Below are 13,820 nucleotides of genomic sequence, written 5' to 3' on the forward strand. Positions count from 1 at the left end.
CTACCTTGGGCGCGTGAGCAGCCCCGTCCTGGTCGTCCAGCACGAGGACGACGACCCGATCCACCTGATGGGCCAGTGGATGGGCGTCGACCTCGACGTACGCCGTCCCTTCCTCGGCGACGAACTGCCCGCCTCCCTCGACGGGTACGCCGCCCTGGTCGTGATGGGCGGAGCCATGGGGGCCAACGACGACGCGACCTTCCCCTGGCTGACTGCGGTCAAGGAGCTGATCCGGCAGGCGGCCGCCGATCGCGTGCCCACGCTGGGCATCTGTCTGGGCCACCAGCTGGCGGCCGTGGCGCTCGGTGGAGAGGTACGACGCAACCCGGCCGGTCGCCAGTTCGGGCTGTACGACGTGGGCTGGGAGCCTGCCGCCCATCTCGACGAGCTGTTCGCGCCGGTGGCGACGCCCCGCCGTGGCGCGCACTGGAACGACGACATCGTCACCCGGCTGCCTGCAGGCGCCCAGGTGATGGCGCGGGCCGACGCCGGTGACGTGCAGGCGGTGCACTACGCGCCGACGGTCTGGGGCGTGCAGTGGCATCCCGAGGTCGACGAGCCGCTCTTCCGCGGCTGGCTGGCGGACGGCGACGCCGACCCGGCCGTGGCCGAGGACGCGCTGGCCGCGCTGGCCGCAGCCCGCGACCAGCTCGTCGAGTGGTGGACCCCGCTGGCGGTCCGGTTCGCCGAGCTCGCCGCCCGGCACGCCACCCAGGTGGAGGCCGCGCGCGCATGACCCGTCCCGAGAGCGAGCGGCAGGTGCTGGCCCGCCTCGGCTTCGAGGACGCCGGCCGGGCCGGCGACGAGCTCGCCCGGCTCGGCGAGCGCTCGGGGCCCCTGGTGGCCCTGCTCGCCCGGACCGCGGACCCCGACCAGGCCCTGTCCGCTCTGGTACGACTGGCCGAGCGCGCCGGGCCCGGGCTGGTGCCGGAGCTCGCCGACGACGAGGGCACCTCGATGCGCCTGCTCTCGGTGCTCGGGGCGAGCCAGGCGCTGGGCGACCACCTGGTCCGGCACCCCGAGCAGTGGCGCGAGCTGACCGACCCCTGGCTGGGCTCGACCCGGCCGACGGCCCACGCCGTACGCGCGGGGCTGCTCGAGGCCGTGGGCGCCGACCCGGCCGACCCCGAGCCGGTGGCGACCGTGACCGGTCCGGCCGCCTCGGACGCGCTCCGGGTGGAGTACCGCCGCGTGCTGACCCGGCTGGCCGCCCGCGACCTCGCGCACCACCTCGGGGTCGACGACGCCGCCGCCGAGCTGTCCGACCTCGCCACCGGCACGCTGGAGGCGGCCCTGGCCGTGGCGCGGTCGCGGGTCCCCGACGCCCACACCGCCCGCCTCGCGGTGATCGGGCTGGGCAAGTGCGGTGGGCACGAGCTCAACTACGTCTCCGACGTCGACGTGCTCTACGTCTTCGAGCCGGCCGACGGTGCCGACGAGGGAGCGGCCGCGCGGGTCGCGGCCCAGCTCGCCTCGCACCTGATGCAGGTCTGCTCCGAGCACACCGCCGAGGGCACGATCTGGCCGGTCGACGCCAACCTGCGGCCCGAGGGTGCCGCGGGGCCGCTGGTCAGGACCCTGGCCAGCCACCGCGCCTACTACGAGCGGTGGGCCAAGACGTGGGAGTTCCAGGCCATGCTCAAGGCCCGGCCGGTGGCCGGCGACCAGGCCCTGGGAGAGGCGTTCCTCGACCTGGTGACGCCGATGGTGTGGCGCGTCTCCGAGCGTGAGGGGTTCGTCGGCGACGTGCAGGCGATGCGCCGTCGGGTGCTCGACAACATCCCGCCGCGGGAGGCGCAGCGGCAGCTCAAGCTCGGGTCCGGTGGTCTGCGCGACGTGGAGTTCGCCGTCCAGCTCCTCCAGCTCGTGCACGGCCGGGCCGACGAGAAGATCCACCAGCGCGCGACACTCAGCGCCCTCGGCGCGCTGACCGAGCGGGGCTACGTCGGGCGCGAGGACGGCGAGGCGCTGCACCGGGCGTACGCGTTCCTGCGCACCCTGGAGCACCGGATCCAGCTCCAGCACCTGCGGCGCACCCACGTCGTACCCGCCGACGATGCGTCGTTGCGCCGGCTGGGTCGCAGCATGGGTTTCGGCAAGGACCCGGGGAAGGCCCTCGAGGAGGTCTGGGCCCACCATCGCCTCGAGGTACGCCGACTTCACGAGAAGCTGTTCTACCGGCCGCTGCTGGAGGCGGTCGCCCGGGTGCCGGCCGGTGGGGCACGACTCACGCCCGAGGCGGCCGGGGTCCGGCTCGCCGCCCTGGGGTACGCCGACCCGACCGCCGCCCTGCGCCACCTCGAGGCCCTGACCAGCGGCGTCTCCCGCACCGCGGCGATCCAGCGCACCCTGCTCCCGGCGATGCTCGAGTGGTTCGCGGACGCCCCCGACCCCGACGCGGGGCTCTTCGGCTTCCGGCGGATCAGCGAGAGCCTCGGCTCCACGCACTGGTACCTCAAGACCCTGCGTGACGAGGGGCAGGTCGCCGAACGGCTGGCCCGGCTGCTGGCCACCTCGCGCTACGCCACCGACCTGCTCGAGCGCGAGCCCGAAGGGGTGCGGATGCTGGGGGAGGACCTCACCCCACGCTCGTCGGAGACCCTGACCGCGCAGATGCGCGCCACCGCCGAGCGCCAGGCGGACGCCGGCGAGGCGGTGCGGTCGATCCGGGCGGTCCGGCGCCGTGAGCTGTTCCGGATCGCGGTCGGCGAGCTGTTCGGCGAGATCGAGGTCGCCGAGGTCGGCGCGGCCCTGTCCCGGCTCACCGACGCCACCCTCGAGGCGACGCTGGAGGTGGCCGGCCGGTCGGTGCGGGCCCAGCGGGGGCTCGACCGGGCACCGACCCGGATCGCGATCGTGGCGATGGGTCGCTACGGCGGCTTCGAGCTCTCCTACGGCAGCGACGCCGACGTGATGTTCGTGCACGAGCCCGAGGACGCCGACGACGGCGGCGCGGGCGGCGACCCCACGGCGTACGCCCAGGCGGTGGCCAACGAGGTGCGGTCCCTGCTGATCGCCCCGGCCGGCGACCCGGCGCTGGTGGTCGACGCGGACCTGCGGCCCGAGGGCAAGCAGGGTCCGCTGGTCCGCACGCTCGCGTCGTACGCCGCCTACTACGCGAAGTGGTCCAAGGTCTGGGAGGCGCAGGCGCTGCTGCGGGCCGACGCCGTGGTCGGTGACGCCGGGGTGCGCGAGCGCTTCACCTCGCTGATCGACCCGCTGCGCTACCCCCCGGAGGGGATCAGCGAGGCCGATGTCGTCGAGGTACGCCGGATCAAGGCTCGCGTGGACCGCGAGCGGCTGCCGCGGGGGGCCGACCCCCAGACCCACCTCAAGCTCGGCCGCGGTGGCCTGGCCGACATCGAGTGGACCGTCCAGCTGCTCCAGCTCAGGTACGCCGGCCGGGTCGCCGCCCTGCGCAGCCCGCGGACCCTCACCGCACTGGCCGCCGCGCGTGAGGCCGAGCTGCTCTCGGCCGTCGATGCCGACGCGCTGGACCGGGCCTGGCGCTCGGTGAGTCGGCTGCGCAACGCGATCACCCTGGTCACCGGCAAGAGCGGCGACCAGCTGCCCCGCGACGCCCGCGAGCGGGCGGCGGTGGCGAGCATCCTCGACTACGGCTCCGGTCACTCCGACGAGATGGTCAACGACTACCTGCGCACGACGCGCCGCGCCCGGGCCGTGGTCGACCGGATCTTCTGGGAGTGACCGGTCGGGTCGGCGGGCTCAGGGCGACACGTCGGCGGTCCGGGCCAGCCAGGTCACCGTGACCACCTTGCCGCGGTCCCGAGCCGTGACCACCCAGGCGTCGGCGAGCCGGTCGACGATGCCGAGGCCGCGACCGTTGACGGCGTCCTCGTCGGGCGTGCCCAGCACCGGCCAGCCGTCGGCGTCGTCCTCGACCAGCAGGTCGAGCCGCTCGGGGGTGGTCCGCACGCTGAGGTCGACCCAATCCGCGCCGCCGCGCACCGAGTTGGTGACCAGCTCGCTGGCGATCAGGACGACGTCGTCGACGGGCACGCCCGGTGGCAGGGACAGAGACCCCAGCTGCCGCGCGACGTACGACCGGGCCTCGGCGGGAGCCCGCCGGTCGGCGGCGAGCCGGGCGGTCACACGCCCACCCGGCGCAGGGCCAGCACGGCGACGTCGTCGACCATGCGCTCGTCGCGCATGGAGGTCACGACCTGCTCGACGAACGACGGCAGCGGACGTGATCCGAGCCTCCGAGCCACCTCGACGAGCCGCTGCATGCCCGCGTCGATGACCTCGGCCCGTCGCTCGACGAGGCCGTCGGTGTAGGCCATCAGCGTCGCGCCCGGAGGCATGGTGAACGTCGACCGCTCGTAGGTGAACGCGCCGGCGCCGAGTGGCAGCCCCACCGGCATCGGCACGAACGACGCGCCGGCCTCCGAGACCAGCAGGGGGAGGGGGTGGCCCGCGTTGGCGACGCTGATCTCGCCGGTCCGCCAGTTCCCCACTCCCACGAGCACGGTGATGATGTGGCCGTCGGTGGTCACGTCGAACTGGCGCGAGCACTTCTCCAGCGCCGTGTCCGGACCGTCGCCGTCGAAGAGGTAGGCGCGCAATGTGAACCGGGCCCGGGCCATCTCGGCCACCGCGTCCACGCCGTTGCCCGACACGTCGCCGACGACGAACGCGAACGTGTCGTCCCCGACCGCGATCGCGCTGTACCAGTCGCCCCCGATGTCGATGCCCTGCGCCCCGGCGACGTACTCCGACGACACCTCCATGCCGGGGATCCCCGGGTTGGCCTGGGGCAGCAGGGCACGCTGGAGCCGTTCCGACAGGCTCCGCTGCTCGCCGTACAGGGTGTCGACGCGCTGGTAGAGGGTGGTGATGGTGTCGGTGTCGCTCTCGGCGCGCAGTCGTGAGCGGATCAGCTGGCGGGCGACCAGGGCCAGGGCCAGGGTGAGCAGCAGCCCGCTGAGCAGGAGGATCCACGGCAGCCGCTCGCTGAGGCCGCTGCCGAGGTGGCGCCGGGCACGGGTGGTCAGGATCAGCGTCGAGTTCCCGAACGGGATCGAGACCTGGGCGGTGAGCCCGGTCAGCGGCAGGGTCGCGGGGTCGACGTCGGTCGTGGTCATCGCCGCGGTGTCGGTGGTGCCGCCGAGGTAGATGGCGTAGTCGAGGTCGGCGTAGGCGGAGTTGCGGTCGACCGGGGCGCGACGGTCCGCCGGGATCGCCCGTTCGGCGTAGATGACGTAGCCGGAGCCGGGGTCGCCGACGGCGTAGGCGATCCGGATCTGTGCCCCGACGTCGACCCGACGCACGGCGAACGTCGTGCCCGGCAGCGCCTGGCCGAGGAAGTCCTGCATCTGCGGGCCCTGGGGGTCCAGCCCGGGGGCGTCGCCGATCGCGGCCACCCGGGTGAACGAACCTCCCTGCCGGTGCCACAAGGAGGCAGAGGTGAAGGTCTTCCCGGTGCCGGCGACCTGGGCGAAGATCCGGGTGAAGGCGGTCGCGTCCCGGCCGTGGCCGATCGCCCCTTGGGCGGCCAGGGCCGCGTTCATCGGTTGCTGGATGGTCAGGATCGCGGTCGACAGGACGGCGGCGGCCTGGCGGGTCTGGGTCTGGAGCAGGCGCTGCTCGGTGTTCGTGTCCGCCCGGGCCACCGCCCAGGTCGCCAGCGCCGTCAGCAGCACGCCCAGCACGCAGATGCCCGCCACCAGACGGGCGGGCCGTCGCAGTGCGGGGCTGCGGGCCGGTGCCGGCGAGTCGGTCACGACCTCGGCCGTCTCGTCCCGCGGCCGGGCCGGGACGGCATCAAGCCTCCCGGGGCGCGATGTCGAACGCGTGGTGGAGCCCGGTGATCTCCAGCAGCCGGTGCGTCGCCGGGCTCACGTCCACCAGGGACACCTTCGTGCCGGTCTCCGAGCCCTCCTTCCGGACGCGGACCAGGGCTCCGAGACCGCTGGAGTCGATGAACGTGACCCGTCCGAGGTCGATCTCAACTCGGTCGGAACGCTCCAGGCAGGGGAGCGCGAGCTCGAGGAACTCGTCGACGTCGGCGAGGTCGAAGTCGCCCTCGATCGACACGACGACGCTGCCGTCGCTGCCGTCGCCTGTGCGGAACTGCGCCACTGTTGCTCCTGCCCCACTCCGGTGTTGAGGTGAAAATAGCGGAAGATCGGTCCCGAGTCGCTTGCTTCGCGACGTCGTGGGCCGCACGGTGGTGCGATGGACACCACCGAACGGGCCGCCGCGCTCCGCGCCCTGCACGTCGCCCCCGAGCTGCTCACCCTGGTGAACGTCTGGGACGTCGCCAGCGCCCGGGTCGTGGCCTCGACGCCGGGCACCACGGCCCTGGCCACCGCCAGCCACGCCATCGCCGCGTCGTACGGCTATCCGGACGGCGAGCAGATCCCTCGCGACCTGATGCTCGAGGCCGTCGGCCGGATCGCCGGGGCCGTCGACCTCCCGGTCACGGCCGACCTCGAAGCAGGGTACGGCGACGCCGGCGAGACCTGCCGTCGCGCGATCGGTCTCGGTGTCGTGGGCGCCAACATCGAGGACCAGCTCCGGCCCCTGGCCGACGCGGTGGCCGCGGTCGAGGCGGTGATCCGGGCGGCGGCCGCGGAGGGTGTCCCGGACTTCGTGCTCAACGCCCGCACCGACGCGGTTCTCCACGCGGGGGACCGCGACCCCGACGACGCGCTGGCCGACGCGATCGTGCGTGGGCGGGCGTTCCTCGAGGTCGGTGCTCCGGTCGTGTTCGTGCCGGGCGCCCTGACGGACGTGCAGGTGCAGGCTCTCGTGGAGGCGTTCGGCCCGCAGCGGCTCTCGGTGCTGCCGGTGCCCGGTGGTCCCTCCCTGGCCCGGCTGCAGGAGCTCGGGGTGGCCCGGGCCAGCTTCGGGCCCTTCCCGCAGCGGGTGGCCCTGACCGCCCTCCAGGAGATGGTCGAGGGAGTGTCCCGCGGCGAGGGCATCCCGCCGGGCACCCGCACCCTCACCTGAGCAAACCCGGTTGGCGTGAGCCCACCCGGCTGGTTGGGTGGGGCCGTGGACGACGAGCAGATGGAGCGCCTGCGGGCTGCGGTCAAGGGGTGCGAGACCTCCGTGTTCTGGCACCCGTCCCGGACACCGGTCGAGGTGCTGCGCAGGCTCGCCGACGACGCCGAGGCGCTCGACGTCCAGCAGTGGGACGTCTACGCCGAGCGCGGGCCGGTCGCCCAGGTCGAGACCCAGGTGGCCGAGCTGCTCGGGAAGCCCGCGGCCGCGTTCTTCCCGAGCGGGATCATGGCCCAGCAGGCGGCCCTCCGGGTCTGGTGCGACCGCTCCGGCTCCAGGCGGGTCGCGATCCCCGACACCTCGCACCTGCTCGAGCACGAGGACGACGGGCCGCGGCGGCTGCACGGCTTCGAGTTCGAGCACCTGACCCGGGGGCGCACCACCGCCACCGCCGACCATCTGCGTGGCCTCTCCCCGGGCCTGGGAGCCGCGCTGGTCGAGATGCCGCTGCGCGACGCCGGCTGCATGCTCCCGCCGTGGGACGACCTGACCGCTCTGTCCGCGGCCGCCCGGGAGCTCGGCGTACCCCTGCATGCCGACGGGGCCCGGATCTGGGAGTCGCAGCCCTACTACGACCGGCCGCTGGCCGAGATCGCGGCCCAGTTCGACAGCATCTACGTCTCGTTCTACAAGGGGCTCGAAGGGCTGGCCGGTGCCGCTCTCGCCGGCCCCGAGGACGTCGTCGACGAAGCCCGGCGCTGGCGCAAGCGGATGGGCGGCACGCTCTTCCACCTCACGCCGTTCGCCGTCTCCGCGCTGGCCGGGCTGCGGGACCGGCTGCCGCGGATGGGGGAGTACGCCGCGTGGGCACGCGCCCTGGCCACCGAGGCGTCGGCGGTCGGCCTCCGCCCGTGGCCCGAGCCGCCGCACACCAACACGTTCCTGATCCACGCCGAGGGCGAGGAGGACGCCGTGACGGAGCGGCTGATCTCGTTCATGGAGCGCGAGCGGATCCAGCCCTGCGGCGGCTGGTGGGCCGCCGACGTGCCGGGCTTCGTGGTCACCGAGGTCGCGGTCCACGACGCCGCCCTGGAGCACGACCCCGCGCAGGTGGCGGCCTGGCTGCTCGACGTGACCCGTGGCTGACCGGGTGGTCACCGGGGAGACCATCGACGCGGCCCTGCCGGCGATGCACGCCGTCACCTCGCGACTGACCCCCGTGGTCTGGCAGCACCCCGGCCAGGTGAGCTGGAGCGCCCGCTACGCGCTACCGGAGGACCTCCAGCACGGGCCGGTCCGGGTCTTCACCGATGCCGGAGGGCCGGTCGGCTGGGCCTGGCTCGAGAGCCCCACGTGGATGGAGTGGTGCGTCGACCCGGCGTACCCCGATCTGGCCCACGAGGCCGTCGCCTGGTTCCTGGGGTCGACCACGGAGAGCACCGTGCGCACCTCCTACCTCGACACCGAGCCCCACCTCGGCACGGCACTCGAGGCGGCCGGCTTCGTGGAGGAGCCGGACGTCTGGTTCGTCCAGCACACCCTCGACCTCGCTGACCTCCGTCCCGTGCCGGACGTGCCCGGCTACGCGCTGCGCGCCGTACGACAGGGTGAGGCGGAGGCCCGGGCGGCGTGCCACCGGGGCTCGTGGTCGGCGACCTCGAAGGTGACCACCGGCGCCTACGAGCGGCTGATGGCGACGCCGCCCTATCGCGCCGGGCTCGACTGGGTGGCGGTCACGGCCGAGGGCGAGATGGTCGCGTCGTGCTGCGTCTGGCTGGACGACGTCTCCGGGATCGCGCTGGTCGAGCCGGTCGGCTGTCGCCCCGAGCACCGCCGTCGGGGCCTGGCGAGCGCGGTCAGCCTGGCCGCCCTCCACGCCGCGCGCGACGCCGGTGGCCGCACGGGGCTGGTCCGGCCGCGCGGTGACGACGACTACCCCGAACCGGGCCGGGTCTACCGGGGGATCGGGTTCCGGCCCGGGCCGCGGACCCACGACCTGGTGCTGCACCGAGCCTAGGAGCAGCGCCGGCGTCGACCGTTCCGCTGCGGAGGCTCGGGGCGTACCGTGGTGAGACCGTCCCCAGGAGGCCCCATGTGGTTGCCGCGCATCGCCCGTTCGCTCGCCGTCATCGCGGTCGCCGCGGTGCTGGCCGGTTCGACGTACGACGCCGGCGCCAGCACGGCCCCGGGTCGGCACGCTGCCGTAGGGCACCACGTGCGCGATGCGGGCTTCACTGCCCCCGTGCCGCACCGCTACGGCGCCAACGGCATGCGGATGGGTCTGCACTGCGAGGCCGTCGACCTCTCCTGACGCCACCTGACGCCACCCGGCGCCCGAACGGCCCCGTCACCCCGTGAAGGAAGCGCCCACCTGGCTTGGTGCCAGAGGGCGCTTCCTGTGTCGCACGGGGATCAGGGGAGTATGCGACGAGTCCACGGTAGGACCGCTCCGACGGCGGCGGATGGGCCCGATGCGCCCACTGCGCTGGTACGTGGGAACCAGACCGTCCGGGTCCTTGGTCCCGTCCGGGAACCTGCCGACCCCGACCGCTCCACTCAGTCGGCGTCCAGGCGCGCCAGCTCGTCGGTGGTGAGCTCGAGGTCCGCGGCGGCCGCCGAGTCGATGATCGACTCGGGTCGCTTCGCGCCGGGGATCGGGATCACCACGGGGGACTGCGCCAGCTCCCAGGCCAGCGCCACCCGCTGTGCGCTCACGCCGCGCTGCTCCGCCACCTCGGCGAAGGCCGGGTGCTGCTCCGCCAGTGCCTTGGCGTCGCCGAGGCCGCCGAGCGGGCTCCAGGGCAGGAACGCGAGCCCGAGCTCCGTGCACACGTCGATCTCGGGTCGGCTGCTGCGGTATGCCGGGGAGAACTGGTTCTGCACGCTGACCAGTGCGTCGCCGAGCACCCGGTGCGCCGCCCGGATCTGGTCGGGATCGGCGTTGGAGAGGCCGATCATCGCCACCTTCCCCGACGCGTGGATCTCCCGCAGCGTCTCGATCACCTCGTCGTACGACGTGTCCGGGTCGGGACGGTGGTGCTGCCAGAGGGCGATCTGCTCGACGCCCAGGCGGCCCAGGCTGGCGTCGACGGCCCGGCGCAGATGGTCCCGGCTGCTGTCGGTGTCCCAGGTCGCGTCCTCCCCGGTCCGCACATGCCCGCCCTTGGTGGCCAGGAGCACCCGGTCGCGGACCCCGAGCTCGTCGAGCAGTCCCGCGATCAGCCGCTCGTTGGCGCCCTGGGTGTCGGGACCCAACTCGTCGCCCGGCCCGTAGGCGTCGGCGGTGTCGAACAGGGTGACCCCCGCGTCGAGAGCCGCGCGGACCGTGGCCGCGAGCTGGTCGCGTGGCTGGGTGCCGGACTGGTCGAAGGTCATCAGGCCGAGCCCGATCGCACCCACCTCGACGCGCCCGACCTGGTCGTTGCCGATCTGTCGTGTCTTCACGACGGCCCGTGCCCGGATCGAGCGACACCGAAACCCGGGTCACACCTCGGGGTGCCGCCCGGGAACGCTGAGGGCCCCTACAAGGAAGGGCCCCACCGGACCGAGTCGGGTGGGGCACTTCCTGTGTCGCACGGGGATCGGGGGGTGGTGCGACATCACCACGGTATCCTCGGGCCACCCTCCGACGGGAGGCATGTACGCGCCGATCCGCCTAGCGCGGATGTACCAGTCCCACCGCCCGGCGCCGGACCTCGTCGAGCCGGCGGATCCGCTCGGCCTGGTCGACCGTCAGCACCTCGCAGACCCAGTCCCAGTGCAGCGCGACCACGTCGTCGACCGCCGGCGCGCCGATCAGGCTCAGCCCGCCCGACGACCACCGTGCAACCTCGTCCACGACCGGGCCGGGTGCGAGGGCCGCCCCGTCCCAGGCGAGGGCGCTCGTCCCAACCGTGACCGACTCGCCATGGACCGAGCGGACCACCCCGGTCCGGATCCGGCACCGGTCCAGCACCGACACGGCCGGCCCCGCAGGCAGGCCGGCCCGCAGCATCGCCGCCCAGGGATACACCTCGAAGACCTGGAAGCTGTGGTGCGCCAGGGCCCGTCCCGCCGACTCGCGCCAGGTGCCCCCGGGCTGGCTCGCGAAGCGGGTGAGCAGCCGGTCGACCAGCGCTCCGGACGGCACCTTCTCGAGCAGGTCCGACCCGACCCAGTAGGCCTCGACCACCGCGGCAGCCAGAGGGTCGTCGCTGCCGAGCGCCTCGGCAAGGACCTCGAGGTAGACCCAGGCCCCGTCGAACTTCCGCGCCCGCGCGGCGATGTCGTCCTCGGCGCCCGGGACCAGCATCGCCTGCGCGCCCTCCGGCCCGCAGTACCCGAGCTCGTTGGGCGGGTAGGCGTAACGGGCGAACTGCAGGGCGCCTTCGGCGGACACGTCAGCAGATCCGGGGGAGCTGTTCGCCGATCGGGAGGTCGATCACGCGGGTGCCGCCCAGTCCGGTGCGGGCCACCACCATCCGTGGGTGCTCCGCGACGCACGTGCCGATCCGGCAGGCGGCGACGCCGTACCGATGGCGACGCATCACCTCCAGGAGCTCGTCGCAGCGGTCGGCGGGGACGATGGCGAGGAGCTTGCCCTCGTTGGCGACCTGGAGCGGGTCGAGGCCGAGGAGCCCGCACGCGTCGCGCACCCCGGGTGGGATCGGGAGGTCGCGCTCGACCAGCTCGATGCCGACGCCGGACGCCCTGGCGATCTCGTTCAGGGTCGCCGAGACGCCGCCGCGGGTGGGGTCCCTGAGCACGCGTACGTCGATCCCGGTCGCCAGCATCTCCGCGACCAGGCCGTGGAGGGGCGCCGAGTCGCTCTCGATCGTCGTGCCGAACTCCAGCCCCTCGCGGCAGCTCATCACCGCGATGCCGTGCACGCCGATGTCGCCACTGACCAGGACCGCGTCGCCGATGCGGGCCCGGTGGGGGCCGATGTCGACGCCGTCGGCGATCACGCCGATGCCGGCAGTGTTGACGTAGATGCCGTCGCCGCTGCCGCTGTCGACCACCTTGGTGTCACCCGTGACCAGCTGCACGCCGGCCACCTCCGCGGCCTCGCCGATCGCCGTGGCCACCCGGCCAATCTCCGAGAGTGGCGTGCCTTCGGCCAGGATGAACGCGGTCGAGAGGTAGAGCGGGGTGGCCCCCGCCATGGCCAGGTCGTTGACGGTGCCGTTGACCGCGAGGTCGCCGATCGAGCCGCCGGGGAAGAACATCGGCTTGACCACGAAGGAGTCCGTCGAGAACGCCAGCCGGCCGGGCGGCACCGTGAGCACTGCGGAGTCGCCGAGCTCGGCGCGGGCGGCGCCCCCGAACGCCGGCAGGAAGAGGTGCTCGATCAGCTCACCCGACATGGCACCGCCGCCGCCGTGGCCCATCACGACGGTGGGGGTGTCACGCAGGGGGAGCGGACAGGTCCAGCCCTCGAAGTCGAGGTCGTCGGTCACCGGGTCCTCCTGGTCACGGGCTGGTGGTCAGCAGGTCGAGGCGGCGGTAGGTGTAGTACGCCGCGCAGGCACCCTCCGAGGACACCATCGTCGCGCCGAGGGGCCGGCGGGGCGTGCACTCCTGGCCGAACGCCGCGCACTCGTGCGGCTTGATCAGCCCCTGCAGCACCTCGCCGGAGCGACACAACGGCGACTCGGCGGTGTGGAGGTCGGTGACCGAGAAGCGTCGCTCGGCGTCGAGGTCGGCGTACCGCTCCGAGAGCTTCCAGCCACTCCCCGGGATCATCCCGATCCCGCGCCAGGTGCGGTCGGTGACCTCGAAGACGTCGCGCAACATCGCCATCGCGGTGGGGTTCCCCTCGTCGGGGACGGCACGGGGGTAGGCGTTCTCCAGCTCGTGCCGGCCCTCCTCCAGCTGGGTCACGGTCCGGCGGATCCCCTCGAGGATGTCGAGCGGCTCGAAGCCGGTGACCACGATCGGCACGCCGTACCGGTCGGCGAGCGGGGGGTACTGGCTGGTGCCCATCACGCTGCAGACGTGGCCCGCGGCCAGGAACGCCTGCACCCGGCAGCTCGGCGACTCCATGATCGCGGCGATCGCCGGCGGCACCAGGACGTGGGAGACCAGCAGCGAGAAGTTCGCGATGCCCTGGCGCTGGGCCTGGTAGACCGTCATCGCGTTCGCCGGTGCGGTCGTCTCGAAGCCGATCCCGAAGAAGACGACCTCGCGGTCCGGATTCTCGCGGGCCAGCCTGAGCGCGTCCAGCGGTGAGTAGACGACCCGGACGTCGCCGCCGGCACTCTTGATCGAGAAGAGGTCCTGACTGCTGCCGGGCACCCGCAGCATGTCGCCGAAGGAGCAGAAGACCACTCCCGGCTGGGCGGCGATCGCCAACGCCCGGTCGATGGTCTCCAGTGGCGTCACGCAGACCGGGCAGCCCGGGCCGTGGATCATCTCGACACCGTCGGGCAGGAGCTGGTCGATGCCGTGCCGGATGATCGAGTGGGTCTGCCCGCCGCAGACCTCCATCAGGGCCCACGGCCGCGTGGTGACCGCGTGGATCTGCTCGACCAGCCGGGCGGCGAGGTCGGGGTCGCTGAACTCGTCGAGGTACTTCACGACGTGGCCCCGTCGGGGGGTTGGGCCTGCCGGGCGGCACGGGCGAGGCTGTCGCCGAACTCCTCCTCGAGGATCCCCAGCTGCGCGAAGCTCGCCAGCGTCTCCTGGGCGGACTTCTCGTCGAGCCGCTGGATCGCGAAGCCGACGTGGACGATGACGTACTCCCCGACCTCGATGTCGGGGATGTAGGCGAGACAGACCTCCTTCCGGACGCCCCCGAAGTCCACCTGGGCCATCGTCGTCCCGTCCTGCTCGGCCAGGGAGAGCACTCGTCCGGGAACTGCCAGGCACAT

14 protein-coding genes are annotated in these 13,820 nt (G+C 73.5%); 6 read left to right on the top strand and 8 right to left on the bottom strand.

Translation table 11 applies throughout. The features are described from left to right. Window positions 1-13: 13 nt before the first annotated feature. Both E3N83_RS03045 and E3N83_RS03050 read left to right on the top strand, forming a co-directional pair. Window positions 14-736: a type 1 glutamine amidotransferase gene (locus E3N83_RS03045; protein ID WP_151081916.1), complete on the top strand. Its 723-nt coding sequence runs from the start codon at window positions 14-16 to the stop codon at window positions 734-736. After that, window positions 733-3,708, top strand: a complete 2,976-nt coding sequence (locus E3N83_RS03050; RefSeq protein ID WP_151081917.1) for a bifunctional [glutamine synthetase] adenylyltransferase/[glutamine synthetase]-adenylyl-L-tyrosine phosphorylase — start codon at window positions 733-735, stop codon at window positions 3,706-3,708. The genes E3N83_RS03045 and E3N83_RS03050 overlap by 4 nt, the downstream gene beginning before the upstream one ends. An 18-nt stretch (window positions 3,709-3,726) precedes the next feature. On the opposite strand, the gene E3N83_RS19405 is transcribed toward E3N83_RS03050, so the two are convergent. Genes E3N83_RS19405 through E3N83_RS03065 form a run of 3 tightly spaced genes read right to left on the bottom strand, consistent with a single transcriptional unit; the run spans window position 3,727 to window position 6,102 of the window. Beyond that, a complete protein-coding gene (locus E3N83_RS19405; RefSeq protein ID WP_191907922.1) occupies window positions 3,727-4,113 on the bottom strand; it encodes an ATP-binding protein in 387 nt (128 codons plus the stop codon). Continuing rightward, on the bottom strand, window positions 4,110-5,744 hold the full coding sequence (locus E3N83_RS03060; RefSeq protein ID WP_151081919.1) for a PP2C family protein-serine/threonine phosphatase: 1,635 nt from the start codon (window positions 5,742-5,744) through the stop codon (window positions 4,110-4,112). The genes E3N83_RS19405 and E3N83_RS03060 overlap by 4 nt, the downstream gene beginning before the upstream one ends. 40 nt (window positions 5,745-5,784) lie before the next feature. Then, window positions 5,785-6,102: an STAS domain-containing protein gene (locus E3N83_RS03065; protein ID WP_191907923.1), complete on the bottom strand. Its 318-nt coding sequence runs from the start codon at window positions 6,100-6,102 to the stop codon at window positions 5,785-5,787. A gap of 96 nt (window positions 6,103-6,198) precedes the next feature. Between E3N83_RS03065 and E3N83_RS03070 the strand changes: the two genes are divergently transcribed. The 4 genes from E3N83_RS03070 (at window position 6,199) to E3N83_RS03085 (ending at window position 9,280) form a co-directional block, all read left to right on the top strand. After that, a complete protein-coding gene (locus E3N83_RS03070) occupies window positions 6,199-6,975 on the top strand; it encodes an isocitrate lyase/PEP mutase family protein (protein ID WP_151081921.1) in 777 nt (258 codons plus the stop codon). Between the two features lie 45 nt (window positions 6,976-7,020). Further along, window positions 7,021-8,115 (top strand): threonine aldolase family protein, encoded by a 1,095-nt coding sequence (locus E3N83_RS03075; protein WP_151081922.1) that lies wholly within the window; start codon window positions 7,021-7,023, stop codon window positions 8,113-8,115. After that, the gene (locus tag E3N83_RS03080) at window positions 8,108-8,986 is read left to right on the top strand and encodes a GNAT family N-acetyltransferase (RefSeq protein ID WP_202879307.1); all 879 of its coding nucleotides are present in this window, start codon (window positions 8,108-8,110) and stop codon (window positions 8,984-8,986) included. The genes E3N83_RS03075 and E3N83_RS03080 overlap by 8 nt, the downstream gene beginning before the upstream one ends. Window positions 8,987-9,061: 75 nt before the next feature. Beyond that, complete coding sequence (locus tag E3N83_RS03085; RefSeq protein ID WP_151081923.1) at window positions 9,062-9,280, top strand: hypothetical protein; 219 nt, start codon at window positions 9,062-9,064, stop codon at window positions 9,278-9,280. A 245-nt stretch (window positions 9,281-9,525) separates the two neighbouring features. On the opposite strand, the gene E3N83_RS03090 is transcribed toward E3N83_RS03085, so the two are convergent. The 5 genes from E3N83_RS03090 to E3N83_RS03110 form a co-directional block, all read right to left on the bottom strand. Next, window positions 9,526-10,413 (bottom strand): aldo/keto reductase, encoded by an 888-nt coding sequence (locus E3N83_RS03090; RefSeq protein WP_151081924.1) that lies wholly within the window; start codon window positions 10,411-10,413, stop codon window positions 9,526-9,528. Between the two features lie 211 nt (window positions 10,414-10,624). Beyond that, a complete protein-coding gene (locus E3N83_RS03095; protein ID WP_151081925.1) occupies window positions 10,625-11,347 on the bottom strand; it encodes a DUF6390 family protein in 723 nt (240 codons plus the stop codon). Between the two features lies 1 nt (window position 11,348). Then, complete coding sequence (gene hypE / locus E3N83_RS03100) at window positions 11,349-12,407, bottom strand: hydrogenase expression/formation protein HypE (RefSeq protein ID WP_238343041.1); 1,059 nt, start codon at window positions 12,405-12,407, stop codon at window positions 11,349-11,351. 13 nt (window positions 12,408-12,420) lie between these two features. Next, the gene (hypD, locus tag E3N83_RS03105; protein ID WP_151081926.1) at window positions 12,421-13,527 is read right to left on the bottom strand and encodes a hydrogenase formation protein HypD; all 1,107 of its coding nucleotides are present in this window, start codon (window positions 13,525-13,527) and stop codon (window positions 12,421-12,423) included. Continuing rightward, a complete protein-coding gene (locus tag E3N83_RS03110) occupies window positions 13,524-13,820 on the bottom strand; it encodes a HypC/HybG/HupF family hydrogenase formation chaperone (RefSeq protein ID WP_151081927.1) in 297 nt (98 codons plus the stop codon). The genes hypD and E3N83_RS03110 overlap by 4 nt, the downstream gene beginning before the upstream one ends.

It is taken from the genome of Nocardioides cynanchi, from assembly GCF_008761635.1.
GTDB classification, from domain to species: domain Bacteria; phylum Actinomycetota; class Actinomycetes; order Propionibacteriales; family Nocardioidaceae; genus Nocardioides; species Nocardioides cynanchi.